This window comes from Streptomyces sp. NPDC002573, assembly GCF_042889625.1.
GTDB lineage: Bacteria > Actinomycetota > Actinomycetes > Streptomycetales > Streptomycetaceae > Streptomyces > Streptomyces gibsoniae.
Genome location: NZ_JBIARC010000036.1, coordinates 69853 through 95420, shown reverse-complemented (window position 1 = coordinate 95420; position 25568 = coordinate 69853). Strand labels below are relative to the sequence as shown.

At 70.8% G+C, this 25568-nt stretch carries 19 protein-coding genes, 3 pseudogenes and 1 riboswitch; of the genes and pseudogenes, 8 read left to right on the top strand and 14 right to left on the bottom strand.

The genetic code is table 11. From position 1 onward, the window contains the following. Positions 1-90 precede the first annotated feature (90 nt). Both ACFYX0_RS29480 and ACFYX0_RS29475 read left to right on the top strand, forming a co-directional pair. A complete protein-coding gene (locus ACFYX0_RS29480; protein WP_388974510.1) occupies positions 91-1176 on the top strand; it encodes a reverse transcriptase domain-containing protein in 1086 nt (361 codons plus the stop codon). A 119-nt stretch (positions 1177-1295) separates the two neighbouring features. Beyond that, positions 1296-1817: pseudogene (locus ACFYX0_RS29475) on the top strand (transposase); the annotation flags it as partial. Between the two features lie 304 nt (positions 1818-2121). Here the strand turns inward: ACFYX0_RS29475 and ACFYX0_RS29470 are convergent. From ACFYX0_RS29470 to ACFYX0_RS29455, 4 genes are all read right to left on the bottom strand, one after another. Beyond that, a complete protein-coding gene (locus tag ACFYX0_RS29470) occupies positions 2122-2772 on the bottom strand; it encodes a thymidine kinase (protein ID WP_388974508.1) in 651 nt (216 codons plus the stop codon). A gap of 89 nt (positions 2773-2861) precedes the next feature. Beyond that, positions 2862-4052, bottom strand: coding sequence for an alkaline phosphatase family protein (locus ACFYX0_RS29465; RefSeq protein ID WP_388974506.1), 1191 nt, complete (start codon positions 4050-4052; stop codon positions 2862-2864). Then, positions 4052-4639, bottom strand: coding sequence for a DUF5998 family protein (locus ACFYX0_RS29460; protein ID WP_311691927.1), 588 nt, complete (start codon positions 4637-4639; stop codon positions 4052-4054). Before ACFYX0_RS29460 ends, ACFYX0_RS29465 begins: the two co-directional genes overlap by 1 nt. Before the next feature lie 51 nt (positions 4640-4690). Beyond that, positions 4691-7495, bottom strand: a complete 2805-nt coding sequence (locus ACFYX0_RS29455; RefSeq protein ID WP_388974504.1) for a GNAT family N-acetyltransferase — start codon at positions 7493-7495, stop codon at positions 4691-4693. A 172-nt stretch (positions 7496-7667) separates the two neighbouring features. Here ACFYX0_RS29455 and ACFYX0_RS29450 point away from each other — a divergent pair, with 172 nt between their 5' ends. Beyond that, positions 7668-7949, top strand: a complete 282-nt coding sequence (locus tag ACFYX0_RS29450) for an HPr family phosphocarrier protein (RefSeq protein ID WP_355920220.1) — start codon at positions 7668-7670, stop codon at positions 7947-7949. Between the two features lie 243 nt (positions 7950-8192). Here the strand turns inward: ACFYX0_RS29450 and ACFYX0_RS29445 are convergent, their stop codons facing one another. The 4 genes from ACFYX0_RS29445 to ACFYX0_RS29430 all read right to left on the bottom strand — a co-directional run bounded on the left by ACFYX0_RS29445 (position 8193) and on the right by ACFYX0_RS29430 (position 13019). Further along, entirely contained in the window at positions 8193-8888 is a 696-nt protein-coding gene (locus ACFYX0_RS29445) for a GntR family transcriptional regulator (RefSeq protein WP_388974502.1), read from the bottom strand. 198 nt (positions 8889-9086) lie between these two features. Continuing rightward, complete coding sequence (locus ACFYX0_RS29440) at positions 9087-9821, bottom strand: M23 family metallopeptidase (protein WP_388974500.1); 735 nt, start codon at positions 9819-9821, stop codon at positions 9087-9089. A 12-nt stretch (positions 9822-9833) separates the two neighbouring features. Next, positions 9834-10045: riboswitch (cyclic di-AMP (ydaO/yuaA leader) on the bottom strand. Between the two features lie 224 nt (positions 10046-10269). Continuing rightward, a complete protein-coding gene (locus tag ACFYX0_RS29435; protein ID WP_355923606.1) occupies positions 10270-11658 on the bottom strand; it encodes a pitrilysin family protein in 1389 nt (462 codons plus the stop codon). Next, a complete protein-coding gene (locus tag ACFYX0_RS29430; RefSeq protein ID WP_311691918.1) occupies positions 11655-13019 on the bottom strand; it encodes a pitrilysin family protein in 1365 nt (454 codons plus the stop codon). Before ACFYX0_RS29430 ends, ACFYX0_RS29435 begins: the two co-directional genes overlap by 4 nt. Before the next feature lie 294 nt (positions 13020-13313). Between ACFYX0_RS29430 and ACFYX0_RS29425 the strand changes: the two genes are divergently transcribed. Beyond that, positions 13314-15770 (top strand): DNA topoisomerase (ATP-hydrolyzing) subunit A, encoded by a 2457-nt coding sequence (locus ACFYX0_RS29425; protein ID WP_388974498.1) that lies wholly within the window; start codon positions 13314-13316, stop codon positions 15768-15770. 1 nt (position 15771) lies between these two features. On the opposite strand, the gene ACFYX0_RS29420 is transcribed toward ACFYX0_RS29425, so the two are convergent. Beyond that, positions 15772-16908, bottom strand: coding sequence for a CobW family GTP-binding protein (locus tag ACFYX0_RS29420; RefSeq protein WP_388974497.1), 1137 nt, complete (start codon positions 16906-16908; stop codon positions 15772-15774). 170 nt (positions 16909-17078) lie between these two features. Between ACFYX0_RS29420 and ACFYX0_RS29415 the strand changes: the two are divergent. The 3 genes and pseudogenes from ACFYX0_RS29415 (at position 17079) to ACFYX0_RS29405 (ending at position 21740) form a co-directional block, all read left to right on the top strand. After that, positions 17079-17809 (top strand): annotated as a pseudogene (locus ACFYX0_RS29415) (alpha/beta fold hydrolase). Between the two features lie 710 nt (positions 17810-18519). Next, on the top strand, positions 18520-20751 hold the full coding sequence (locus ACFYX0_RS29410; RefSeq protein ID WP_355923601.1) for a SpoIIE family protein phosphatase: 2232 nt from the start codon (positions 18520-18522) through the stop codon (positions 20749-20751). A gap of 233 nt (positions 20752-20984) precedes the next feature. Continuing rightward, the gene (locus tag ACFYX0_RS29405) at positions 20985-21740 is read left to right on the top strand and encodes a thioesterase II family protein (RefSeq protein ID WP_388974495.1); all 756 of its coding nucleotides are present in this window, start codon (positions 20985-20987) and stop codon (positions 21738-21740) included. A gap of 96 nt (positions 21741-21836) precedes the next feature. On the opposite strand, the pseudogene ACFYX0_RS29400 reads toward ACFYX0_RS29405, so the two are convergent. The 4 genes and pseudogenes from ACFYX0_RS29400 to ACFYX0_RS29385 form a co-directional block, all read right to left on the bottom strand. Beyond that, a pseudogene (locus ACFYX0_RS29400) lies at positions 21837-21923 on the bottom strand (taurine dioxygenase); the annotation flags it as partial. A gap of 9 nt (positions 21924-21932) precedes the next feature. Beyond that, on the bottom strand, positions 21933-22268 hold the full coding sequence (locus ACFYX0_RS29395) for a YybH family protein (protein WP_388974493.1): 336 nt from the start codon (positions 22266-22268) through the stop codon (positions 21933-21935). A gap of 136 nt (positions 22269-22404) precedes the next feature. Further along, complete coding sequence (locus tag ACFYX0_RS29390; RefSeq protein WP_388974491.1) at positions 22405-22767, bottom strand: hypothetical protein; 363 nt, start codon at positions 22765-22767, stop codon at positions 22405-22407. Between the two features lie 158 nt (positions 22768-22925). Beyond that, positions 22926-23726 carry an alpha/beta fold hydrolase gene (locus ACFYX0_RS29385; RefSeq protein WP_388974489.1) on the bottom strand — a complete coding sequence of 267 codons (801 nt, stop codon included), beginning with the start codon at positions 23724-23726 and terminating at the stop codon, positions 22926-22928. Positions 23727-24013: 287 nt separating this feature from the next. On the opposite strand from ACFYX0_RS29385, the gene ACFYX0_RS29380 reads away from it, so the two are divergent. After that, positions 24014-24961 (top strand): GlxA family transcriptional regulator, encoded by a 948-nt coding sequence (locus tag ACFYX0_RS29380; RefSeq protein WP_388974487.1) that lies wholly within the window; start codon positions 24014-24016, stop codon positions 24959-24961. Positions 24962-24970: 9 nt separating this feature from the next. Here ACFYX0_RS29380 and ACFYX0_RS29375 read toward each other — a convergent pair whose 3' ends face one another. Next, positions 24971-25531, bottom strand: a complete 561-nt coding sequence (locus ACFYX0_RS29375; protein ID WP_388974485.1) for a TetR/AcrR family transcriptional regulator — start codon at positions 25529-25531, stop codon at positions 24971-24973. Positions 25532-25568 lie beyond the last annotated feature (37 nt).

The window sequence follows — 25568 nt, the reverse complement described above, 5'->3', positions numbered from 1 at the left end:
AAGCCGCCTGCCTGCGGCGCATCGCCGAATCCGGGCACCTCACCCCGAAAACCCGAACCATCACAGCAGGAGGGGCAGTATGAAGCCGCCATGCCCACCGCGCGGGATCGGGTCGTGCAGGCAGCGCTCAAGATGGTCCTCGAACCTGTCTTCGAGGCGGACTTCAAGCCGGTCTCCTACGGCTTCCGCCCCAACAGGCGGGCACAGGACGCGATCGCCGAGATCCACCAACTGGGCTCCCGCTCCTACGAGTGGGTGCTCGAAGGTGACATCAGGGCCTGCTTCGACGAAATCTCGCATGTCGCCCTCATGGACCGGGTGCGGGCACGAATCGGGGACAAACGCGTCTTGTCGCTGGTCAAGGCGTTCTTGAAGGCAGGTGTCCTCTCCGAGGACGCCATCCTTAGGGACACCCGCACCGGCACCCCGCAAGGCGGCATCCTCTCCCCGCTCCTCGCCAACATCGCCCTGTCGGTCCTTGATGAGCACATCACGGCCGCATGGGCGACGTTCGGCAAGAACAACCAGGCCCGCAGCTATCGGCGACGCAAGGGACTGCCCACCTACAAGATCGTCCGCTACGCGGACGACTTTGTGATCATGGTGTCGGGCACCCGCGCACACGCCGAGGCCCTGCGGGGCGAGGTCGCCACGGTGTTGACCACCGTGGGGCTGAGGTTGTCCGAGGAGAAGACCACCGTCGTGCACATCGACGAGGGGTTCATCTTCCTGGGCTTCCGCATCCAGCGGCAGCGCCAGCAGGGATCGAACAAGTGGTACGTCTATACCTGGCCCGCAAAGAAGTCGCTCGACTCCGCGATGGCCAAGATCAAGGCGATCACCAGGCAGGGAACCAACCAGCCGCTTGCCGAACTGCTCAGGCAGATCAACGCGGTACTGCGGGGCCGGACCGGCTACTTCAAGCACGGCGTGTCCAAGGCGACCTTCGCGTTCCTGCACCAGTACACCTGGGGCAGGGTCGTCGGATGGCTCCGCCGCAAGCACCGCCGCATCAACTGGAAGCAGCTCCGACGCCGCTACCTTCCACGGTGGTGGCCGACAGACGGCGAGATGACGCTGTTCGACGCCCGCGCGGTCCCGGTCACCCGGTATCGCTACCGGGGAACAGCGATCCCAACGCCGTGGACGCCCGCAGCGGTCAGAACAGCCCAATAACCCACCGCATGGACTCGTGGAGAGCCGGATGCGGGGCCAACTCGCACGTCCGGTTCGGGGAGCGGGCCGGGGAAACGGACCAGCCGAAACGCTGGCACCGCGCCCCGGTCCGACTCCACTGGGCCACCGAGGCCCTGGACGAGGTTCGCCGCGCCGTGTGGAACGCCGAGCGCGGCGGGAAGGGCCGCGCGACGCGCGGCTCGCGGTCACTGAAGAAGGCCCGCTTCGCGCTGTGGAAGAACCCCGAGGACCTCACCGCCGGCCAGCGCGTTCAACTCGCCTTCATCGCCAAGGCCCATCCGACCCTGCACCGCGCCTACCTGCTCAAGGAGGGCCTGCGGGTTGCCCTCAAGCAGGGCGAGAACATCGCCGAGGCACTGTGGGACTGGGTGACCTGGGCCCGGCGATCCCGCCTGGAACCCTTCGTGAAGCTCCAGCGCGCCATCGTCAAGCACTGGGACGCCATCGTGGCCGCCGCTGAGCACGGGCTGAGCAACGGTCTGGTGGAAAGCATGAACACCAAGATCCGGTTGATCAGCCGCATGGCCTTCGGCTTCAAGGACCCCGACGCCCTCATCGCCCTGGCCATGCTCAGCCTCGGCGGACATCGCCCCCACCTGCCAGGCCGTCAAACCGCATAACCACCAACCCACGGATCCGACAGGAGAGCCCATTTGAATGACCAGCTGCCCGCCGCCGACCAGCGCTTCCGCCCGTCCCCATGCTCCGAGTCCCCCGCCCAGGACTCGAACCTGCGGACCGGCCGACGCCCATCGGCCACAACGGACCCTACGGCGCCCTGACGCGACGCTCCGGGTGACGGTGCCGACACCCCACCGTCGGCACCAGCCGCCCCGCCGTGGCCCGTCGGATACGGATTCCGCGGCCGGTCTGCGGCAAATCCAGCTGACACTCCGAACGTTGAAGCGGAACTCCACCACGTCGTCAATCCGATGTAACCGGCAGGACATCGGGGGACAACGCGCCCGCACGGGCTGAAGCGCTGGTCATCCTGCGGAGATGATGGCGGCGGCACAGAACCTCGTAACCGATCTCCTCCACCGGGCGGTTGACATCACCCACAACCACCTGAGCACCCTCGACCACCATCTCCCCAGCCACCGTACGGGCGTTGTGCGTTGCCCGCGCGCCGCACCAGCACAACGCCTCCACCTGGAGGGTCTCGATCCGGTCGGCCAGCTCGATCAGCCGCTGCGAGCCGGGAAAGAGCTTGGTGCGGAAGTCGGTGGTGATGCCGAAGGCAAAGACATCGAGCCCGAGATCGTCCACAACCCGCGCCAACTGATCAATTTGCGCCGGTGCGAGGAACTGCGCCTCGTCGACGATCACATAATCTACCTTACCGCCCTTGGACAACTGATCGACCACATATCCGTACACATCCATACCCTCGGTGGCCTCGACGGCTTCTGTCACCAGGCCCAGTCGCGAGGACAGCTTCCCCTCGCCCGCCCGGTCATCCCGCGTGAAGATCACACCCCGAAGCCCCCGAGCTGAGCGGTTATGTCCGATCTGGAGCGCCAAAGTCGACTTCCCGCAGTCCATCGTTCCGGAGAAGAACACCAGCTCGGGCATGGGAAAGTGCGGCCTTTCGGGGCGGGACGGAAGAAGGGGGCGCGCGGAGGCGACGGGAGGGGCAGAGAGCGCGGGCGTGCGCCCCCTGCTCAGGTTCGGACTTCGAGCAGCGGCACCAGCTGCTCCACGGCTGTCATCGAGCCGTGGTTGCCGACCATCGACGACTCCTTCGGCTCCCGCTCCGAGGCGATGATGAGCACGTCGTCGTGGGCCGCCGCGACCACGTCACCGATGCGGGCGTACACCCGTTCGTCGATGTGCGGGCCGAACCAGCCGGCCGCGATCGCCTCGTCCCGCGAGGCCACCCAGAACTGCTCGCCGAGCACCTCGCGCCAGCAGGTCAGCACGTCGTCCTGGGCGCCGGGCAGGGCGTAGACGTGCCGGGCGCGTCCCTCGCCGCCCAGCAGGGCGACTCCGGCGCGCAGCTCCCAGTCCTCGTCGAAGTCGATGCGGTGCTGCTCGTCGAACGGGATGTCGATCATGCCGTGGTCGGCGGTGACGTACAGCGCGGTGCGCGGCGGCAACTGCTCCGCCAGGCGCTGGGCGAGCCGGTCGACACACATGAGCTGGCCGCGCCAGGCGTCGGAGTCGACGCCGTAGCGGTGGCCGGCGCCGTCCAGCTCGGCGTAGTACGTGTACACCAACGAGCGGTCGCCGGCGGCGAGTTGCTCAGCCGCCAGGTCCATCCGGTCCTCACCGGTCAGCCGGCCGCGGAAGGTGCCGCCGCTGAGCGCGACCTTGGTGAGCGGGGTGTGCTCGAAGGTCGGGGAGGACACCTGGGCGGTGTGCACACCGGCCGCGTCCGCGAGCTGGAACACGGTCGGGTACGGCTGCCAGGCGTACGGGTCCGTCCAGGGCTGCCAGCGGAGCTGGTTCATCAGCTCGCCGGTCTCCGGGTTGCGGACCGTGTATCCGGGCAGCCCGTGCGCCCCCGGCGGCAGACCGGTGCCGACCGAGGCGAGCGAGGTCGCGGTGGTCGCCGGGTAGCCCGCGGTCAGGGGGCGGCCGGTGCCGCCGCGGGAGGACGCCAGCAGCGAGGTGAGGAACGGCGCCTCGTCGGGGTGCGCCTTGAGCTGCTCCCAGCCGAGACCGTCGATCAGGAACACGCAGTTGCGGTCGGCGGCGGTCAGTTCCGCGATCACCGGGGTCTGGCCCGGCACGCCCATGCCCGCGGCCAGGGTGGGTAGAAGGTCGGCGAGGGAACCGGATCCGTACTGGGGCAGGGGCGCGGACCCGGCGGCGAGTGGCTCCGGGTGGTCCTCCCAGGTGGGCAGCGCCATCAGTGGTTCAGATCCGCGGTCGCCTCGGAGAGGGACTGCGCGAAGGCGAGCGCCTGGCGCACCGTCTCCGGACCGTCCCCGGCCTCGCTGACCCGGAGGCTGAGGTCGTCCGCCGTCGAGCTGCCCGTGTATCCGTGGTCCGCCTCGCAGTTGGGGTCGCCGCAGGCGGCGGGCTCCAGGTCGATACGGGAGACGGCACCCCAGCCGATGGTCAGCACGACCTCGCGCGGCAGGGTGCCCGGCGTGTAGGACTCGGGGTTGGCGACCATGCGGCTGACGACGACCGACGAGATCCGGCCGAGCTTCACCGACTCCGTAGACGTCGTGGCGTACGGCGACGGGGAGGTGTCGTCCGCGGCCTGCTCGTCGGTGTGGCTCACGATGAAACGGGTGCCGGTGAGAACCAGCACGGTGACATGGCGACGGACCTCGTTCGCGTCGAACGTGGTCTCCTGGTGGACCAGGTACGACCGGATGGGCTCGCCGCCCACCGCGGCTTCCACCGCTTCGGCCACGAGAGCCGGGTAGTAGCCGCTGCGCTCGATCGCCGCGCGCAGCCCCTGGGTCGTCGTACTGGTCTTGGCCATGACGTCCATCCTACGGGGACCCACTGACTGCGAGGCACCGCTCGTCACCGCTCAGTACGGCGGAAGCGTCCTCGGACCGAGATCGCCACGGGCGGGTGGCGGCGCGAGGCGCACGGAGGCGCCGAGCACGCTGAGGCCTCGGGGGGATACGACGACGGGTTCCAGGGTGACCGCGACGACCTCGGGGTGATCGGCGACCAGCCGTGACACGCGCAGCATCAGCTCCTCGAGGGCGGGTGTGTCCACGGGAGCGGAGCCGCGCCAGCCGAACAGGAGCGGCGCCGTCCGGATCGACCGGACCAGGGAACCGGCGTCGCGGTCGGTGACCGGAATCAAGCGGTGCGCCATGTCGTCGAGGAGTTGTGAGGCGGCTCCGGCGAGCCCGAAGGACAGCACGGCGCCCGCCGCCGGGTCGATCACGGCCCGCACGAGCGTGTCCACGCCGCGTGGCGCCATGCCCTGGACGACCGGCCGCAGCTCCTCCGGCTTCCCGAACAGCTCGGTCAATTCGGCGTACGCGCGCCGCAGTTGCTCCTCGCCGGCCAGGTCGAGGCGGACCCCGCCCAGGTCGGCGCGGTGCCGCAGATGCGGCGCGGTGGCCTTGAGGGCGACCGGATAGCCGATCGCCAGGGCGGCCCGGGCGGCGGCGTCGGAAGTGGGCGCGGGCAGGGCCCTGCGGACGTGGATGCCGTACCGCGTCAGCAGGTCGCAGGTCTCGTCGCTGCCGAGCGTGAGGCCCTGGCCCCGCGCGAGCAGCCGCCCGATCAGCGCGGCGGCCCCCTTCTCGTCGATGTCGTCGTACTCGGGCACCTTGCCGGGCTCGGCGGTGTCGCGTCGCCACTGGGCGTATCTGACCGCTTCCGCCAGCGCCCGCACGGCGCGTTCGGCGGCGGGGTAGGCGGGGATCAGCCGGGCGTCCGACGGGGGCTGGACCGTGGTGGGCGGCAGTTCCACCGGGGGCGGAACGTCGGCGCGCCGGCCCTGGGGCGAGGTGCTGGCCGCGGCGGACAGGGCCTCGGCGAGCCCGCCCAGTTCGACGTGGACCACGAGCACCGGCTTCGCAGGGGCCGCCGCGGCGGCCGAGCGGAGGGCCTGTGCGAGCGCCGCGTCCCCGGCCGAGGCCTCCCCCACCGTCGGGATGGCCGTCACGACGACGGCGTCGCACGCGTCGTCGGTGAGTGCCGTGGTCAGCGCCCGGTGGAAGTCCTCGGGCGACGCCGCCGTCGTCAGGTCGAGCGGCGGCAGCGGGCGCAGCCCTTCCGTCAGGCAGGCGTCGTAGGTCAGCAGGCCGAGCGACTCGGAGTTGCCGAGGATCGCCACCCGGGGCCCCGCGGGCAGCGGCTGGCGGGCCAGCAGCAGCCCCGCGTCCACCAGTTCCGTGATCGTGTCCACCCGGATCACCCCGGCCTGCCGCAGCAGCGCCGAGACCGTGGCGTGCGGCAGCCGCGTGGCGCGTACGGCGTGGCCCTGGGGGGCGCCTCCGTGCCGTGCGCCCTGCACCACGACCAGCGGCTTGGCGGCGGCCGTGCGCCGTGCGAGCCGGTTGAACTTGCGCGGGCTGCCGATGGTCTCCAGGTACATCAGGGCGACATCGGTGTCCGGGTCCTCGTACCAGTACTGGAGGACGTCGTTGCCCGAGACGTCCGCCCGGTTCCCGGAGGAGACGAAGGTCGACACGCCGGTGACCCCCGTGACGCCTCCGCCGCGCCGGTGCAGCCGCGAGAGCAGCGCGATACCGATGGCGCCGGACTGGGCGAACAGCCCTATGCGCCCGGTGCGCGGCATCTCGGGTGCCAGGGAGGCGTTGAGCCGGACGTCCGGTGAGGTGTTGATGATCCCGAAGGCGTTGGGCCCGATGATCCGCATCCCGTACGACCGCACCAGGCGCAGCAGATCCCGCTGCCGCTCGCGGCCGTCCGGTCCGCTCTCGGCGTATCCCGCGGAGATCACCACCAGCCCCTGCACCCCGTGCTCGCCGCACTCGGCGACGACCTCGGGGGCGTCCTCCGCGGGGACGGCGACGACCGCGAGATCCACCGGCTCGGGGATCTCACGGATCGACCGGTGGGCGGGCACCCCGTCGAGTTCCTTGCGATCCCCCTCGAAGGCCTTGTTCACCGCGTACAGGCGGCCGGTGTACCCGCCGTCCCTGAGGTTGTCGAGCACACTGCGACCCACCCCCCCGGGTGTGCGGCCCGCGCCGATGACGGCGACCGAGCCGGGGGCCAGCAGCCGCTGCACCGACCGTGCCTCGGCCCGCTGCTCCCGCGCCCGCTGCACGGCCAGCGACCGGTCGGTGGGCTCCAGGTCCAGTTCCAGGCGTACGACGCCGTCCTCGAAGCTGCGCTTCTGCTGGTACCCGGCGTCCGTGAACACCTTGATCATCTTGGAGTTGGCGGGCAGCACCTCGGCGGCGAACCGGCGGATGCCGCGCTCCCTGGCGACCGCCGCGATGTGTTCGAGGAGGGCCGACGCGACCCCGCGTCCCTGGTGGGCGTCCTGCACGAGGAAGGCGACCTCGGCCTCGTCGGAGGGTGCGGAGGCGGGCATGCCGTCGGCGCCGATCCGGTCGTAGCGTACGGTGGCGATGAACTCGCCCCCGATCGTGGCCGCGAGTCCCACCCTGTCCACAAAGTCGTGGTGCGTGAAGCGGTGGACGTCCCTGGCGGACAGACGTGGGTACGGCGCGAAGAAGCGGTAGTACTTCGACTCGGCGGAGACCTGCTCGTAGAAGCTGACGAGACGCTCGGCGTCATCAACGGTGATGGGCCTGATGCGCGCGGTACCACCGTCGCGGAGCACCACGTCGGCCTCCCAGTGGGCGGGGTACTCGTGCCGGTCCGACGCGGTCTGCATGGGCCCCAGAGTACGGCTCGCGTCCGACGACGGCGCGAGGCAGGCTGGGGGAACCGTGCCCGGACCGTCCAGCATGCGGACCGTCCGGGGAGGGGGCTTCCGTCCGGTCCGGGAACGCTTCACCATATGGAAAACTGGTCTAGACAACCCTGAAACCGAAGGGCAGCAACACATGGCTGAGCGCCGCGTCAACGTCGGCTGGGCCGAGGGCCTCCACGCCCGTCCCGCCTCCATCTTCGTCCGGGCGGCAACGGCCTCCGGCGTCCCCGTGACCATCGCCAAGGCCGACGGCAACCCCGTCAACGCCGCGTCCATGCTGGCGGTTCTGGGCCTGGGCGCCCAGGGCGGCGAGGAGGTCGTCCTGGCCTCCGACGCGGACGGCGCGGACGCCGCACTGGACCGCCTGGCCAAGCTGGTCGCCGAGGGCCTCGAGGAGCTCCCCGAGACCGTCTGACCCTTCGGACACCCCGGTCACGAAAGCCGCGCCTCCCCCGGGGGGCGCGGCTTTCGCCGTCCTACGACAGGGGGCGCGGTGGACTTCGCACCCCGGTGGTGTGCACGCGAGAAATTCGGCGCGGTCTTGAGAATTGCTCGCGACACCCGGAAATCACGTACGCCGGATTTATCGGGGCGCGCGAGAACGAGGGCAGCCGAAATGGGCTTCGCGGAATATCTCTCTTTGTATACGGCGCCTGTGTTAATGCCGGAACCCCGACACGTTTACGGCATGTTGCGAAGTCCTCACACGGTCCGCGCGGTTGCCCGCGCCTGGTGGACGCAGCCGGTGCGCGGCGGTCGCGCGCTCGGTGTGCAGCGCCGTGATGGCGCGCGCCCGCTCGCTGTCGCCGCGCGCGACGGCGTCCACGATGGCGCCGTGCTCGGCCCAGGACTCCACGGGGCTGACCGGTGCCTCGACCGCGTACATCCAGACGATCTTGTGGCGCAGCTGGCCGAGCGTCGAGGTGAGCGCGGGGCTGCCGCAGGCCTGCGCCAGGGTCTCGTGGAACCAGCCGTCCAGTGAGCGCAGATCCTCGCTGGGACCCCGCCTGGCGCGCTCCTGGCCCAGTCTGACCAGGCCGCGCAGCACCTTGAGATGGGCCTCGGTGCGGCGCTGTGCGGCGCGCGCGGCCCCCAGCGGCTCCAGCAGCATCCGCATCTCCAGCAGGTCGGCGGCCTCCTGCTCGGTGGGTTCCGCGACACACGCGCCCGCGTGTCTTCGGGTGACGACGAAGCCCTCGGCCTCCAGGGTGCGCAGGGCCTCTCGTACGGGGACGCGGGAGACGCCGTAGCGGCGGGCGAGGAGTTCCTCGGTGAGCCGGCTGCCGCGCTCGTAGAGACCCGCGACGATGTCGTCACGGATCGCCGTGCATACCGAGTGCGCCGGAATACGCATGCCCGACCACCGCCTTAATCCCCGCGAAACGTCCCCGGTCGACGCGTGTCCAGCCGACTCTATTGCAGCGGGCCGGAATTTCCGACGGCAGGCCGGAATCCATGGATATTTTTTGGACAGACAGGAGTTCGAAACGAGGAAGGCCCGGCCGAGGGGCCGGGACCATCACATCAGCGGGCGCCCTGGGGCGGCCGACTCTCAGACGTTCACGCCGTGTGACCTGAGGTAGGCGACCGGGTCCATGTCCGAGCCGTACTCCGGGGTGGTGCGCGCCTCGAAGTGGAGGTGCGGCCCGGTCGTGTTGCCCGTGGCCCCGGAGAGGGCGATCTGCTGCCCGGGGGTGACGTGCCGGCCCACCTGGACACCGATGGACGAGAGATGGCCGTACTGCGTGTAGGTGCCGTCGTTCATCCTGATGACGATCTGGTTGCCGTACGCGCCGCCCCAGCCGGTCTCCACGATGGTGCCCGCGCCGACCGCGTGGACGGGCGTGCCCGTGGCTGCGTGGAAGTCGATGCCGGTGTGGGTGCCGGAGGACCACAGGGAGCCGCCGGCCTTGTAGCCGGTGGAGACGTACGAGTGGTAGATCGGCACCACGAACGCGTTCAGGCGCTCGCGCTCGGCCTCGCGGGCGGCGCGGACCTTGGCCTCGCGCTCTTTGCGCGCCTTCTCCGCGGCTTCCCGGCGCGCGGCCTCGGCGGCCTGCTTCTGGGCGGCCGCCTGAGCGTCGATCTTCTCCGCGACCGAGTCGCCGAGGGTGACGGCCTGCATGAGCCCCGTCTCCTCGACGGGGTGCCCGGCGGCGAAGGCCGGGGCGGCCAGGGTGCCGATGGCCCCGGTGGTGGTGAGCGCCGCGACGCCCATCGCGTTCGCGGCCGTGCGCTGCACACGGCTCGGACGGCGGTGCTTCCCGGTGGCGCAGGTGAACGCCATGAAGTGGCTGGTCCTTTCCTTCCCTCTCGCCTACCGGGTTAGCTGACGGGTTCGGAGCAGGAAGGTCTCCTACGGGCTGGCGCCCGATTCACCCCAGGGACTGCGTGGGCCCTTCCGGCGCGAAGGCGACGAGAGTGGGCCCCTCCGGCCGCGAGCGCGGCGCGAGAAGGTGGGTCCCCGGCTCCCCTGGCTCGCGCCGTACGGGGACTCGGCGATGACTGTCCGGTGCCGCGGGTGCGGCGCACTGCCTGACGGACAGCCCGACAGACGCTAGAAGGGCCCTTCGTCCCCCGGCAAACCGAGCATGGGGTTTGTAGCGCATCCCACAGGGCAGAGGGGCAGCCTCTATGGCAATACGGACAAAACCCAAAGGGCAGGGCCCTGGTGACGGAGGTCGTCACCAGGGCCCCTTCGGAACGTCGCCGTTCCGGGCTCCTACGAGGAGTGTCTACTCGGCCCGTACGACGTGCACTTCGCCGATGCCGAGCGCCTTGACGGGCTCCTCGATCTGCGCGGCGTCACCGACCAGGACGGTCACCAGACGGTCCACCGGGAAGGCGTTCACGACGGCGGCCGTGGCCTCGACCGTGCCTGTGCCGGCGAGCCGCTGATAGAGCGTCGACTGGAAGTCGTCCGGCAGATGCTGCTCGACCTGGTCGGCGAGCGTGCTCGCGACGGCCGCCGCGGTCTCGAACTTGAGCGGCGCCACACCCACCAGGTTCTGCACGGCCACATCGCGCTCGGCGTCCGTCAGCCCCTCGGCGGCGAGGGTGCGCAGCACCTTCCAGAGGTCGTCGAGCGCCGGGCCGGTGTTCGGCGTGTCGACGGAGCCGCTGATGGCGAGCATCGCGGCGCCGGTGCCGTCGGGCGCGGAGCGCAGCACCTGGCCGAACGCCCGCACACCGTAGGTGTAGCCCTTCTCCTCCCGCAGGACGCGGTCCAGGCGGGAGGTGAGGGTGCCGCCGAGGCAGTACGTGCCGAGCACCTGTGCGGGCCAGACCCGGTCGTGGCGGTCCGCGCCGACGCGGCCGATGAGCAACTGCGTCTGGACGGCCCCGGGGCGGTCCACGATGATCACGCGGCCGGTGTCGTCGGCGGTCACCGGGGGCACGGGGCGCGGCTTGGCGGGCTCCCCCGTCCAGGCCCCGAGGGTGTCGCCGAGGAGCGCGTCGAGGTCGACGCCGGTGAGGTCGCCGACCACGACGGCGGTGGCCGTGGAGGGCCGCACATACCGCTCGTAGAACCTGCGGACGGCGGCCGCGTCGATGGCCTCGACCGTCTCCTCGGTGCCCTGACGCGGGCGTGACATCCGCGAGGTCGCCGGGAACAGCTCCTTGGAGAGCTCCTTGGCCGCGCGGCGGGCCGGGTTGGCCATCTCGTGCGGGATCTCGTCGAGTCGGTTGCGCACCAGGCGCTCGATCTCGCTCTCGTCGAACGCAGGCGCCCTCAGGGCGTCGGCGAGCAGCCCGAGCGCCTTCGGGAGGCGGGAGACGGGCACTTCGAGGGACAGGCGCACCCCGGGGTGGTCGGCGTGCGAGTCCAGGGTGGCGCCGCAGCGCTCCAGCTCGGCGGCGAACTCCTCGGCGGAGTGCTTGTCGGTGCCCTCGGAGAAGGCGCGCGCCATGATCGTGGCGACGCCGTCGAGGCCGGCCGGCTCGGCGTCCAGGGGTGCGTCGACGAGCACCTCCACGGCGACGACCTGCTGGCCGGGGCGGTGGCAGCGCAGCACGGTCAGGCCGTTGTCCAGGGCGCCGCGGTCGGGTGCGGGGAACGCCCAGGGCCGGGCCGTGCCGGGCTGGGGCTGCGGGTGGAAGTCCATGGTCGCGAGCTCGGTCACTTCGCCGACTCCTCGTCGTTGCTGGTGCCTTCGGCGGTGGTGGTCTCGGCGGCGTCGGCCGCGATCGGCTCGTACACGAGCACCGCGCGGTTGTCGGGGCGCAGGCGGGCCTTGGCGATCTCCTGCACCTCCTCGGCGGTGACCTCCAGCACGCGCCGCACGGCGGTCAGGGCCAGCTGCGGGTCGCCGAACAGCACCGCGAACCGGCACAGTTCGTCGGCGCGGCCGGAGACCGTGCCGAGCCGGTCCAACCATTCGCGCTCCAACTGGGCCTGGGCGCGCTCCATTTCCTCGGCCGTGGGGCCCTGCTCGGCGAACCGGGCCAGCTCCTCGTCGATGGCGGACTCGATGACGGGCACCTCGACGTCACCGGAGGTCTTCACGTCCAGCCAGCCCAGGGAGGGCGCTCCGGCGAGCCGCAGGAGACCGAAGCCGGCGGCGACGGCGGTGCGGTCACGCCGTACCAGCCGGTTGTAGAGCCGGGAGGACTCGCCGCCGCCGAGGATGGTGAGGGCCAGGTCCGCCGCGTCGCACGCGCGCGTGCCGTCGTGCGGCAGCCGGTAGGCGGCCATGAGGGCGCGCGCCGGGACCTCTTCCTCGACGACCTCGCGCAGCTGCTCGCCGATGACGTCGGGCAGCGAGCCGTCGCGCGGGGCGGGCTTGCCGTCGTGGGCCGGGATGGACCCGAAGTACTTCTCGACCCAGGCGAGGGTCTGCTGCGGGTCGATGTCCCCGACGACGGAGAGGACGGCGTTGTTGGGCGCGTAGTACGTGCGGAAGAAGGCGCGGGCGTCCTCCAGGGTGGCCGCGTCCAGGTCCGCCATCGAGCCGATGGGCGTGTGGTGATACGGGTGGCCCTCGGGGTAGGCGAGCGAGGTCAGCTTCTCGAAGGCGGTGCCGTACGGAACGTTGTCGTAGCGCTGACGGCGCTCGTTCTTCACGACGTCCCGCTGGTTCTCCATGGACTCGTCGTCGAGAGCGGCGAGCAGGGAGCCCATGCGGTCGGCCTCAAGCCAGAGGGCGAGCTCCAACTGGTGGGCCGGCATGGTCTCGAAGTAGTTCGTGCGCTCGAAGCTCGTCGTGCCGTTCAGCGAGCCGCCGGCGCCCTGCACCAGCTCGAAGTGGCCGTTGCCCGTCACCTGCCCCGAGCCCTGGAACATCAGGTGCTCGAAGAGGTGGGCGAGGCCGGTGCGGCCCTCGACCTCGTGACGCGAGCCGACGTCGTACCAGAGGCACACCGCCGCGACCGGGGTCAGGTGGTCCTCGGAGAGCACCACGCGCAAGCCGTTGGCCAGGCGGTGCTCGGTCGCTGTCAGGCCCCCGGAGCCTGCCTCGGCTGTGGCCGTGTGACCCATGGGCATGTACGTCCCTTCGATCGCGGAGTCGCGGAAACCCGCGGTTTCCTGCCGGTCCTGTCACTGTATGCAAGCGTGTGGACCAGTGGCCAAGTTCCCGGGCTGCGTACGCCCAGAGCGAGACCGTGATTACGGGGGGTGGAGGACACCGTACGGTGTTGACAGCCCCAGGACGCGCCCGTTTCCGGGCCGAGGGCTCCGTAGTACGGGTCCTGGTCCGCGTTGTCGGTGCGGCGGTCCACAATGGTCGGCGTCAGATCACGTTCATGCCCAGCACAGACTGTGAAGGAGCCGGCAGCAATGGCCCGCCGCAGCACGAAGACCCCGCCGCCCGACGATGCCTACGAGGAGAAGATCCTCGACATCGACGTCGTCGACGAGATGCAGGGCTCCTTCCTCGAGTACGCCTACTCGGTCATTTACTCCAGGGCCCTGCCGGACGCCCGCGACGGCCTCAAGCCGGTGCACCGGCGCATCGTCTACCAGATGAACGAGATGGGCCTGCGCCCTGAGCGCGGCTATGTGAAGTGCGCCCGTGTCGTGGGCGAGGTCATGGGTAAACTGCACCCGCACGGCGACGCGTCCATCTACGACGCCCTGGTGCGCATGGCCCAGCCCTTCTCGATGCGCGTACCCCTCGTCGACGGCCACGGCAACTTCGGTTCGCTGGGCAACGACGACCCGCCGGCCGCCATGCGGTACACCGAGTGCCGGATGGCCGAGGCGACGAGCCTGATGACCGAGTCCATCGAAGAGGACACGGTCGACTTCGCGCCCAACTACGACGGCCAGGAGCAGGAGCCGGTGGCCCTGCCCGCCGCCTTCCCGAACCTGCTGGTGAACGGCGCCTCGGGCATCGCGGTCGGCATGGCCACCAACATGCCGCCGCACAACCTCGGTGAGGTCATCGCGGCCGCCCGCCATCTGATCCGCCACCCCAACGCGGATCTGGACACCCTGATGAAGCACGTCCCGGGCCCGGACCTGCCGACCGGTGGACGGATCGTCGGCCTCTCGGGCATCCGGGACGCCTACGAGACGGGCCGCGGCACCTTCAGGATCCGCGCCACCGTCTCTGTGGAGGACGTGACCGCGCGCCGCAAGGGCCTGGTCGTCACCGAGCTGCCGTTCACGGTCGGCCCGGAGAAGGTCATCGGCAAGATCAAGGACCTGGTCGGCTCGAAGAAGCTCCAGGGCATCGCCGACGTCAAGGACCTCACCGACCGCGAGCACGGGCTGCGCCTGGTCATCGAGATCAAGAACGGCTTCGTGCCGGAGGCGGTCCTGGAGCAGCTCTACAAGCTGACGCCCATGGAGGAGTCCTTCGGCATCAACAACGTGGCCCTGGTCGACGGCCAGCCGCTGACCCTGGGCCTCAAGGAGCTGCTGGAGGTCTACCTCGACCACCGCTTCGACGTCGTCCGCCGCCGCTCGGAGTTCCGCCGCGGAAAGCGGCGCGACCGCCTCCACCTGGTGGAGGGCCTGCTCACCGCACTGGTGGACATCGACGAGGTCATCCGTCTGATCCGCTCCAGCGACAACTCGGCGCAGGCCAAGGAGCGCCTGATGGAGCGCTTCTCGCTGAGCGAGGTCCAGACGCAGTACATCCTCGACACCCCGCTTCGCCGTCTGACCAAGTACGACCGCATCGAGCTGGAGGCGGAGAAGGACCGGCTCAACGCCGAGATCGCGGAGCTGACCCGGATCCTGGAGTCGGACGCGGAGCTGCGCAAGCTGGTCTCCACCGAACTGGCCGCGGTGGCCAAGAAGTTCGGCACGGAGCGGCGCACGGTCCTCCTGGAGTCCTCCGGCTCTCCGGCCCCGACGGTTTCGCTGCAGGTCGAGGACGCCCCCTGCCGGGTGCTGCTGTCGTCGACGGGCCTGCTGGCGCGGACGGCGAACGGCGACCCGTTCGAGGAGGACACCGAGGGCAAGCGCGCCAAGCACGACGTGATCGTCTCGGCGGTCGCGGCGACGGCGCGCGGCGAGGTGGGCGCGGTGACGTCCGCCGGGCGGCTGCTGCGGGTGAACGTGATCGACCTGCCGCAGCTGCCGGAGACGGCGGCACGGCCGACCCTCTCCGGGGGCGCGCCGGTGTCGGAGTTCGTCTCCCTGGAGGCGGACGAGACGGTGGTCTGCCTGACGACGCTGGACGAGTCCTCCCCGGGCCTCGCGCTCGGTACGGAACAGGGCGTCGTGAAGCGTGTCGTCCCCGACTACCCCACGAACAGGGAAGAGCTCGAGGTCATCACCCTCAAGGAGGGCGACCGGATCGTCGGCGCGATCGAACTGCGCACCGGCGAGGAGGACCTGGTCTTCATCACGGACGACGCACAGCTGCTGCGCTACCCGGCGTCCCAGGTGCGTCCGCAGGGCCGCCCGGCGGGAGGCATGGCGGGCATCAAGCTCACCGACGGCGCGAAGGTGATCTCCTTCACGGCGGTGGACCCGGCGGTCGAAGCGGTGGTGTTCACCGTCGCGGGCTCGCGCGGCACGCTCGACGACTCGGTGCAGACGACCGCCAAGCTGACCCCGTTCGACCAGTTCCCGCGCAAGGGCCGGGCCACGGGCGGTGTCCGCTGCCAGCGGTTCCTCAAGGGCGAGGACTGTCTGTCACTCGCCTGGGCGGGTCCTGTGCCGGCCCGGGCCGCGCAGAAGAACGGCACGCCGGCCGAGCTGCCCGAGATGGACCCGCGGCGTGACGGCTCGGGTGTGTCGCTGGCCAAGACGGTCGCCGCGGTGGCGGGACCGATGTAGGTCAGACCTCCGGGTCGCCGGGGTCACCGAGGTTCTCGGTGACCCCGGTCTCCGTGTCCTGGACGTGTCGGACGTATCGAAGAACGCCCCACATGCTGTGCTCGTCGGCCTGTGGGGCGTCGTCCGTGCACGTCTGGAGTTCCTTGCGCAGGGCGGTGGCGTCGATGCCGGACCCGATCAGGACGAGCTGGGTGAGCCGCTCGTCGCCGGCGCGCCACGGCTCCGGGTAGAACCGCAGAAACCTTCCGACCGCGTGCACGGCGTACCGGTTGCGCGGGTCCGCGGCGCCGAAGTCGACGTACCCCTTGATCCGGTAGAGCCCCTCCGGCCGGGTGTCCAGGAAGTCCAGCAGCCGCCTGGGGTTCATGGGCACGGCCGAGCGGAAGGAGAGGCGGGCCGCGTGCAGATGGGTGTGGTGCGCGTGGTGTGCGGGGTGCGGGTGGCCCGGGTCGTCGTGGTCGTGCTGCCGGTGGAGGTCGTCGAAGGACAACTGTCCGATCCGCTCCTCGGCCGGCCGGCAGTCGAAGAGCAGCTCGGGATCGATGCGCCCGTAGGCGGCCGGTACGACCGCGGCCTCTTCGGTGAGCGTGTGCACGAGCCGGAGGACCCGTTCGCCCTCGCCGCTCCGGCCGCACTCGCCGACCCGGTCGGTCTTGTTGACGACGACGAGGTCGGCGAGGGCGAGATGCCGGTCGAGCTCGGGATGCTTCTCCCGGGTGGCGTCGAACTCCACCGCGTCGACGACCTCCACGAGTCCCCCGTAGACGACCCGCGGCTGCTCGCTGGCGAGCACCATACGGACGAGTTCCTGCGGCTCGGCGAGCCCGCTGGCCTCGATGACGATGACGTCGATACCGGCGGACGGCTGGGCGAGCCGGTCGAGATAGCCGTCGAGTTCGCTCACGTCGACGGCGCAGCACAGGCATCCGTTGCCGAGGGAGACCGTGGAGTCGCCGAGCGCCCCCGCGACCGCCATTGCGTCGATCTCGATGGCCCCGAAGTCGTTGACGATCGCGCCGATGCGGCTGCCTCCGCTGTGGTGGAGGAGATGGTTGAGCAGGGTGGTCTTGCCCGACCCCAGGAATCCGGCGAGTACGACGACCGGAATCTGCTGCGGACCCGACGACGGCTGACTCAACGTGCGCCCCTTCTCCCACCGACGTCCGTCCGACGCCTCCTGATGAACTCGCGAGCCCGCGACCACGGTTGGCTGTCCGAGCACTGTCCGGCTCTCGCTCGACCGGTGCGGGCGAAGCGCGCCACTACAGTCGGCTGGACGTTACGGACGCTACCACCCAGGGGGAACCGATGACGGCCGCCGATGCGGTGCCCGTGGTCTTCGTGCACGGGACGCGTTTCAGCGCGGGACAGTGGAGCATGCAGCTCACCGCGCTCCGGGACGAGTTCCCGGTGGCCGCCGTGGACCTGCCCGGCCATGGGGACCGCTCGGCTCAGCCCTGGAGCCTGAGCGGTGCGACCGAGATCATCGCTTCCGCGGTGGACTCGCTCGGCCGTGGGCCGGCCCTGGTCGTCGGGCACTCGCTCGGCGGATACGCCGCGCTGGAGTTCGCACGGCGTCGTCCGGACCAGCTGCGCGGGCTGATCCTCGCGGGAGCCAGTTCCGCCACCCGCGGCCTCCGGTCGGCGCCGTATCGGCTGGTCGCCGAGTTGGTCCCGCGGATACCGCCGGATCGGCTGACCCGGTGGGACGACCGGCTGCTCCGGCGGCTGTATCCGCCGGAGGTGGTGGAGGCGACCATCCGCGCCGGCTACGCCTTCCATACCCTGCCCGCGGCTGGGGCGAGGTACTGGGGCGCTTCGACGCGGGTGCGATGCGCTGGGTGAAGGCGCCGGTACTGATCCTGAACGGCGAGAAGGACGCCCTCTTCCGGGCGGGCGAGGCGGACTTCGCCCGCGCCCATCCCCACGCCCGCATCGAGCTGATCCCACAGGCACGGCATCTGGCCAACTTCGACGCCCCGGACGCCTTCACCGATGCCGTCCGCCGCTTCGCCCGGGAGCTCTCCTCTGCCCGGTGAGCGCGTCGGGTTCCTCTTGTCGAGGAGGTTCGTGAACAGGCGACAGGTCGGCGACGGTCTCCTCAAGCCTGGTGGTGTCGCGCAGGGCTTCGCGGCCGATGGCGTTCGTCCACTCGGCTCGGTCGGGACGGGCCGGTGCCAGTGCGAGGCGGGCTTTCAACGTGGTGAGGGGGCCGCGCAGTTCGTGGGACGCGTCCGAGGTGAAGGTCCGCAGGCGGCCGACGGCACGGTGGAGTTGATCGAGAGTGCCGTTCATCGTCGTCGCCGGCAGGGCGACCTCGTCGTCGGAGCCGGAGCCGGAGCCGGGGACACGTTGCTGCCGGGTACCCCCGTCGTCGAAGGGGACCAGGGACGCACGCTGGGAGCGGTCGGGCTCTGGTGATGGTCAGTCGGCGGCGTGTCGGTCGTAGGCGGCGCGGGCGGCCTGGACCTGGGCGGCGCGGGTGTGGGTCCAGGTGCACAGGACACGGAGCCCGACCGGCCTCGGCACAGCGACGGCTGCCACGCCATGAAGTCACGGAGAGGGTTCGCCTCATTACGAAGCATGACCGGCGGGGCGGCTCACAACAACGGATCGCGGCTGCAGTCATGGCCCTCCGGAGTAACCATGGGGAGTGGATCGCACATCCGGCCCGCGAGACAGGGGCGACCGACCGTGCGGCCGTGGCGACCACCCCGCCGCGCGCTTCGGTCATCTCAGGAAGAGAATCATGAGTCGCCACGCGGCAGGCAGCCCCAGCCCCCTCTGCGGCGCCGCTGAAGGAGACGCGGCAGCGCTCGACGCGCTGCTGGCCACCGCAGCGCGCGAAGCGGTGGAGCGGATGGACTCCGAAGCGAGCATCGTCTACCTCTTCAGCCCGTCGGAGAGACAACTGGGCGCGGCGATGATCTGCGGCACCCCTCCCTCGATCTTCATGGCGCCGGAGCGGATGGCACCGGACGCCCCGTACGCATCCGCACGGGCCTGGCAGGCCGGGAACATGGTGGTCCTCGGGGAGCCGTGGGTGTCTCCGCACGAGGCTCGGTACGCCGGGCTCGGGCCCTTTCCCTACACCGTGGCCTCCACGCCCCTGATCTTCGCCGACCGCCGGTTCGGGGTGCTCACCGTCCTCCGGATGCCGTCGCAGGTGGGCACTTTGAGCGACGACCTGCGCGAGCGCCTCCGTGAGTCCGGCGACCGGCTGGCGCGCGGGCTGGCCTCGCTGGTGGAGCACGGGGTGTCGCTCGCGCTTCGGCCCGCGCCCCTGCTGGTGCCCGCGGTGTTCGGAGCACGCTCCTCGTCCGCGGCGTCCCGTGCGGGCGGCTGGGGCCTTCCCGGTGTCCCCGGCTCCGCCCCCATGACCTGCATGTATCACTTGAGCAAGCTCAGCGACGCGCTCAATCAGGCGCTGGACACCGATGATGTCACCCAGGCCGCCCGGATGCGCATGATGACGCCTTTCGGCGCCCAGGTCCTCGTCCTGAGCCTGGTCCGGGACGGCCGGCTGTGGGTGGTGGGCCACAGCGGCAAGTCCGCCGCGACCGTGAAGCATCTGCACGGCTCGCGCGCCGACGGCGGCACACCGGAGGCCGACACCGTTCTGGGCCGTGACCCGAGGTTCTTCCGGGACCGCGCCGACCTGCTGGCCGCTTACCCCGACGGGCTCGACGTCGGTCAGAACGCGTGGGCGTTCCTGCCGCTGCGGGCCAGTGGGCGGACGACGGGTGTCTGCTCCCTGGGCTTCGGCAAGGAACATGCCTTCGAGTCCGAGGAGCAGGCGGTGCTGATGTTCATGGCGGACATGGTGGCGCCGGCGCTGCAACGAACCCGTCTGAGCGAGAGCGAGCACATGCTCGCCGTGAGTCTTCAGAAGACACTGCTGCCGCGCATCCTCACGGACCTGCCGCAGGTGGTCACCACGGCCCGCTACCTGCCCGCCCCGGCGACCACGGGGGTCGGAGGGGACTGGTACGACGTGATCACCCTGCCCCAGGACAAGATGGGGCTGATCGTCGGGGACGTGCAGGGCCATGGCATCGAGAGCTCTGCGGCCATGGGCCAGTTCCGCAGCACGGTGCTCGCCTACGCCACCGAGGGCCATGGTCCGGCAGCGGTGCTGAACCGGGCCGGCAAGTGCCTCGCCGCACTCGGCACCGAGTTGACGGCGACCTGCTGCTTCGCCTGTCTGGACACCACCGGCGGTCTGCTCGAAGTGGCCCTGGCCGGTCATCCGGCACCTCTGCTGCGCGAACCCGGCGCAGATGTCCAGGCCCTGGACGCGCCGCCGAACGTACCGCTCGGCATGCAGTCCGACACCCCCTACCAGGCATTCGACGTCACCCTGGAGCCCGGCTCGCTCCTGCTCCTCTACACCGACGGCCTCGCCGGCCGGCGGACCGCGGACGTGGTGGACATCGCCCAGTCCATGCTCTCCGCCGGCATCCGGGACGCCGGCGGCAATCTGGAGAGGCTCGCCGACCGGCTCACCGCCGCGGTCCCCGAGCCGCCGGCGCGCCGTGACGACGTCGTCCTGCTGCTCGCCCGCTACGAGGGCGCGCTGCCGGGCACCCATGGCCGGGTCAACCGCATGATGATCCAGCGGCACGATCTGCGGGGCGTCCGCACAGCACGCAGATTCGTCCGCGACAGCATGCACGAATGGGGCCGGGACGCGACGGCGGACGATCTGGAACTCATCGTCTCCGAAGTGGTGACCAACGCCCTGATCCACGCCGACAGCGAGGTCGACCTGCGGCTGCGCGAGTACCCGGACCACGTTCGTCTAGAGGTCCGGGACTCCGCCTCGACGCCCCCGATCCCCTCCTCGATCTCCGTCCTCGAAGAGGAGAGCGCGCAGGCCGAACACGGACGTGGGCTCGTCATCGTCGACGGCCTCGCCCGTATCTGGGGCACCTCACCCAGTGGCCGCGGCAAGACGGTCTGGTTGGAGCTCACCACCTGAGCCGCAGCGCAGCACCGAACCAGGTGGTACGGGCCCGCGGGCCGGACGGTCCTGATCTGCTCGACACAGTCCGCCGCCATCTCCCGAACGGACCGGGAAAGCTACCCTGAACCGTCAAGTCCCCGGGCCTGCAACCCGTACAGCGGGAGTTCGGCGAGCATGAACCGGAGCAGCGGCGCACCGTCTCCGGACCCTCGCTCACCTCACCGCCCTCCCGACCGGAAAGCCCCTTCATGCCCGTCGCCACTCCCTGGGTGCGTCCGCTCGCCGCCCGTCCGAACGCCCGCCTTCACCTGCTCTGCTTCCACCCCGCGGGCGGCGGCCCCAGTCTGTTCCGTGACTGGCCCACCGCCCTGCCCACGGACATAGAGGTCCTGGCGGTGCATCTGCCGGGACGCGAGACAAGGCTGGACGACCCCTGCCTGACGGACTATCAGGATGCCGTCGAACAACTGCACACCGCGCTGCGCCCGTTCCTGAACGGCTCGTACGCGCTCTTCGGACACAGCCTGGGCGGCCTGCTCGCGTACGGCGTCGCGAAGGCCGCCGCCCGGCACGGCGACCCGGCCCCCGCCCGTCTGCTGGTCAGCGGCTGCGCGGGCCCCGGTTCGACCCCCGCCAAACCGGGCCGGGGAACCTGGACCGACGCCGAACTGATCGAGGGGCTACGGGAGATGGGCGGTACTCCCGAGGAGATCCTGGCCGATCGCATGCTGCTGGACCTGATCCTGCCACCGCTGCGTGCCGACTACGCGCTCTACGACTCCTTCGCCGAGCCGGGCGGCCCGCCGCTGGACTGCCCGGTCTCCGTCCTCGGCGGCGAGGACGACCACGTGTCCCTGCCAGACCTGCGACGCTGGTCGGCCACCACCGGCGGGGGAAGCTCCCTCCGGCTCTTCCCGGGCGGGCACTTCTTCCTCCTCGACCCGTCCGCCGACGCCGTCCTCACCGCGGTCACCGCGGATCTCGGCGTAGGTACTTCGGTCTGAGGGTGACTCAGCGCGCCTTCGCTACGGCGTCGACGAAGCCGTCGGCCGGCACAGCACGGGCCGGAGGGCTGCCCAGGCGCCGGACGCTGAGTGGCCGTTGACGAACAGGAGTTGGCGCCCGGTCTCGGGGCGGCGGACCACGACGGGGTGCTCGGTGCGGGGGACGTCGTACTCCGCCGGCGGCGGGGCCGGTCAGCTGAAGAACGGGGCGTCCACGACGTGGACCCAGCCGCCGTCCGGCCGGCGTCGGAGGATCTCGGTGGTGGTGGAGACCACCGGCTCCGGTCCGGCGCCGGTGAGGGTGGCGTTGTTCGACACCAGGGCGACATCGCCGACCTGCCGGATCTCGCGCAGTTCGAGCTTGAGGCGGACGCTGCTGTCGATCATCTGCTGCAGGGCCCCGCGGATGGCTTCGGTGCCTACCAGGTGGGTTCCGGGGGCGGGGACGAAGTGGGCGTCCGGCTCGTAGAGCGGCACCAATCCCTTGATGTCACCGGCCTCCAGGTACTCCATGAACAGCGTCCCCACCTGCTGGGGCGTCTCGGCGGGGCGCCGGGCGGTGACGCCGACGGGCTTGTCGCCCCAGCCGGCCGCGGCGAGCAGGTCGTACCAGCTGGGGTGGGCGCCGTAGGGCAGATGGCGGCGCAGCAGGTCGCCGGGAAGGTCAGCGGGGACGCCTTGTGGGGCTTGGTCCTGGCCTGGGTGGCGATGGCATCGCTGAGCGCGTGGGCCAGGTCCTGGCGCGGGAGCAGGGCGTGCACCTCGCGGCGAGCCCGGCCGGAAGGCTCTCGCGCCGGGCACCGAGGATGTCGGTGCCGATGCCCGCCTCGGCCAGCGCCACCTCCGTGGCCTTCCGCGGGGCGATGCCGTCCGAGGTGTGCAGGGCGATGGCGTCCCAGGCGATGGCGATACGCCGTTCGTCGGCACCGCGCTCGCGGAGGAAGGCCGCCGCGCATGCGTCCCGGGCGAGGCTCGTGTCGGGGAGGCCGAGCTGCTCGAAGACGGACAGGGGTGCGTCGGTGGTCACGATGTGTCTCTTTCGTCGGATGCCCGGTCCGGGGCGGATCGGTGCGATGGCCGGGCGGCACACTCACGCGTGCCGGGTGTGGGGGGTGCGGCTGTGCGGCATGTAAAGCGACGGCCGACCGCCCACGGGGGATGTGCCGCTGGAGTGCTGTGACGGGGCTACAGCTGAGCGACGAACGCGGCGATGTGCGCGGCCACTTGGGCGGGCACCTCCAAGGGCGAGAGGTGGCCGGTGTCCTTCAGGACGGTCAGCGAGGCGGTCGGGATCAGCGGCAGCAGGTGGTCGGCGAGCACGGCCGGCGGGTCGACCTTGTCGTGGCTGCCCGCGAGAACCAGCACCGGCACCTCGATGGCTCCGACGCCGTCCGAAACGTCCTGGACCAGGCCGTGGCGCGGCCACGTGAGGCGGGCCTGGTCGCCGCCGCGCAGGCTGTCCTCGACGACCTGCCGGCGCAGCTCGAAAGTCAACCCGCCGTGGCTCAGCATCAGATCGATGCTCCGGAGAACCGCCTCCTCGTTGTCATAGGCGTGGGACACCGTCTCCTGCACCTGCTCGGTCACCCCGATCGGTGCGGGTGGCGCGGGCGCCACCAGGACGACTCCGGCCAGGCCCTCGGGCCTGCGTGCGGCCAGCATCTGCGCCACCTTGCCGCCCATGGAGTGCCCGACGAGCACATGGCGGGAGTGGCCGAGCGCCTCGATGACGCGCCGTGCGTCGTCCGCGAGCTGCTCCAGGTCGTAGGGCCCCGGCACGCTCGTGGAGTCGCCCCATCCGCGCTGGTCGTAGGCCACGAAGGCCTGCTCGGGGTCCAGCCGCCGCAGCACCGGGAGCCAGGTGCGGCGTGAGCCTCCCCAGTAGTGCAGGAAGACCAGCGCCGGGCCGTCGCCCTCGCGGACGTGGGCGTACAACCGGCCGCCCTGCACGTCGAAGAAACGGCCCACCACATGCTGCGAAGTCATTGTCGGTTCCTCGTCCACGGCCGGGGCTCGGACCGCTCCACCGGTGTGTGGAGCCGGCTGCCCCTCGCTCGCCTTTCGATCCTTCTCCGGAACCTGCCTGCGAGACCACGCCTCATATGCCAGCATGCGTATTTTTCGGGCCAAGCTGGTGCAGGCGAGCCATTGCTGTCCCGCGGCAGAAAACTGCCATCTGACCAGGGAACCTGTCGGAGACGGCCGCGGAACCGGGGGCCAGGGCGGCCCGTCGGCCCTCCCGTGGAATGTGCGACGGCCGTAATATTGCGGCCATGAACAAGCACCGCGTCACAGTTCTGGCGGTGGACGGCGTGCTACCCATGGATCTCGGCATTCCCACGCAGATCTTCAACGCCCGCCCGAACACCCCCTACGAGCTCACCGTGTGCGGCGACACCGAGGAGTCCGTGACCACCAGCGCCGGTTTCACCCTCGGACTGGCCGCGGGACTCGAAGCGCTCGCGGAAGCGGACACGATCATCGTCCCGGGCTTCGACGACTTCCGGCGCCCTCCACACCCCCGGGTGCGGGCCGCTCTGAAGCTCGCCGGTCGCGCCGGGATCCGTATCGCCTCCATCTGCACCGGCGCCTTCGCCCTCGCCGCGGCCGGACTGCTCGACGGCCGCACCGTCACCACCCACTGGGCCACTGCCGATGACCTCGAAGCGCTCTACCCACAGCTACGTGTCGACCGCAACGTCCTCTACATCGACAACGACACCATCCTGACCTCCGCGGGCGTCACGGCCGGCATCGATCTGTGTCTGTACCTGGTGCGCAAAGACCTGGGGGCGGCCGTCGCGAACGACATCGCCAGGGACATCGTCGCCGCTCCCCACCGTGACGGCGGACAGGCGCAATACATCACGAGGAGCCTTCCGGCCCCCCAGGCCACCACGCTCGCCGACACCCGCGAGTGGGCGCTGCGCGGTCTCGAGGAAGACCTCACCATTCCCGAGCTCGCCGGTCATGCCGGCGTCTCCCCCCGCACCCTGACCCGGCTGTGGCGCCAGGAGACAGGCGTCAGCCCCCACCAGTGGCTCGTGACCGCCCGCGTCAACCGTGCACGAGAACTCCTGGAGACCACCGATCTTCAGGTGGAACAGATCGCCACCCGGTGCGGCCTCGGCAGCGGCGCCAACATGCGCGCGCGGTTCCGTGAGGCCGTCGGCGTCACGCCCACGGCGTATCGCCGCGCCTTCCAGCACCAGGCCGCCTGACCGCGCGGGTCAGCCGGATCGGTCGGATCGGTCGCAGAGTTCGTCGACGTAGACGCGCGGGTCCACGTCGGGCAGCGTCCAGGGCAGGAAGATCGCCCGGTAGATAATGGGGGCCACCAGGTGGTCGATGACATCGTCGCCGGTGCAGGTGCTGCCCGGCCGGGCCGCGAAACCGGCCGCTTCCGCCCGCCGGTCGCGCAGGCAGTCCGACTCGCTCTCGCCGGCCGCCGCGGCCCCGCCCCGCAGCAGAGCCGCGTTCACCGGCACGCTGTAGTGGCTCACCATCTCCTGGCCCCAGGCCGCCAGATCGGCGCGTAGGTCTCCCGTGTCCGGAAGACCGCGGTCCGGGTCCAGCCGGTAGGTCGCCAGGTCATTGATCATGGTCCGTGCGTCACCCCAGCGCCGGTAGATGCTGGAGTGATTAACTCCCGCGCGCTCCGCGACCATCGGAACGGTGATCGCGTCACTGCCGCGTTCGGCGATCAGCTCCTCGACGGCCTTCCGGATGGACGCCAGCACCACGGCACTACGGCCGCCGGTGCGCCGCCGCGGAAGAGATTCATCAGCCACGCCTCCACTATAACGCACAGTGGTTGGCATTAAGCCT

Excerpts from the sequence above, each read along its gene's own strand:
- ACFYX0_RS29480 (WP_388974510.1), top strand. The coding sequence starts at position 91 with ATGCCCACCGCGCGGGATCGGGTCGTGCAGGCAGCGCTCAAGATGGTC.
- ACFYX0_RS29470 (WP_388974508.1), bottom strand. The coding sequence starts at position 2,772 with ATGCCCGAGCTGGTGTTCTTCTCCGGAACGATGGACTGCGGGAAGTCG.
- ACFYX0_RS29465 (WP_388974506.1), bottom strand. The coding sequence starts at position 4,052 with ATGGCGCTGCCCACCTGGGAGGACCACCCGGAGCCACTCGCCGCCGGG.
- ACFYX0_RS29460 (WP_311691927.1), bottom strand. The coding sequence starts at position 4,639 with ATGGCCAAGACCAGTACGACGACCCAGGGGCTGCGCGCGGCGATCGAG.
- ACFYX0_RS29455 (WP_388974504.1), bottom strand. The coding sequence starts at position 7,495 with ATGCAGACCGCGTCGGACCGGCACGAGTACCCCGCCCACTGGGAGGCC.
- ACFYX0_RS29450 (WP_355920220.1), top strand. The coding sequence starts at position 7,668 with ATGGCTGAGCGCCGCGTCAACGTCGGCTGGGCCGAGGGCCTCCACGCC.
- ACFYX0_RS29445 (WP_388974502.1), bottom strand. The coding sequence starts at position 8,888 with ATGCGTATTCCGGCGCACTCGGTATGCACGGCGATCCGTGACGACATC.
- ACFYX0_RS29440 (WP_388974500.1), bottom strand. The coding sequence starts at position 9,821 with ATGGCGTTCACCTGCGCCACCGGGAAGCACCGCCGTCCGAGCCGTGTG.
- ACFYX0_RS29430 (WP_311691918.1), bottom strand. The coding sequence starts at position 13,019 with ATGCCCATGGGTCACACGGCCACAGCCGAGGCAGGCTCCGGGGGCCTG.
- ACFYX0_RS29425 (WP_388974498.1), top strand. The coding sequence starts at position 13,314 with ATGGCCCGCCGCAGCACGAAGACCCCGCCGCCCGACGATGCCTACGAG.
- ACFYX0_RS29410 (WP_355923601.1), top strand. The coding sequence starts at position 18,520 with ATGAGTCGCCACGCGGCAGGCAGCCCCAGCCCCCTCTGCGGCGCCGCT.
- ACFYX0_RS29405 (WP_388974495.1), top strand. The coding sequence starts at position 20,985 with ATGCCCGTCGCCACTCCCTGGGTGCGTCCGCTCGCCGCCCGTCCGAAC.
- ACFYX0_RS29385 (WP_388974489.1), bottom strand. The coding sequence starts at position 23,726 with ATGACTTCGCAGCATGTGGTGGGCCGTTTCTTCGACGTGCAGGGCGGC.
- ACFYX0_RS29380 (WP_388974487.1), top strand. The coding sequence starts at position 24,014 with ATGAACAAGCACCGCGTCACAGTTCTGGCGGTGGACGGCGTGCTACCC.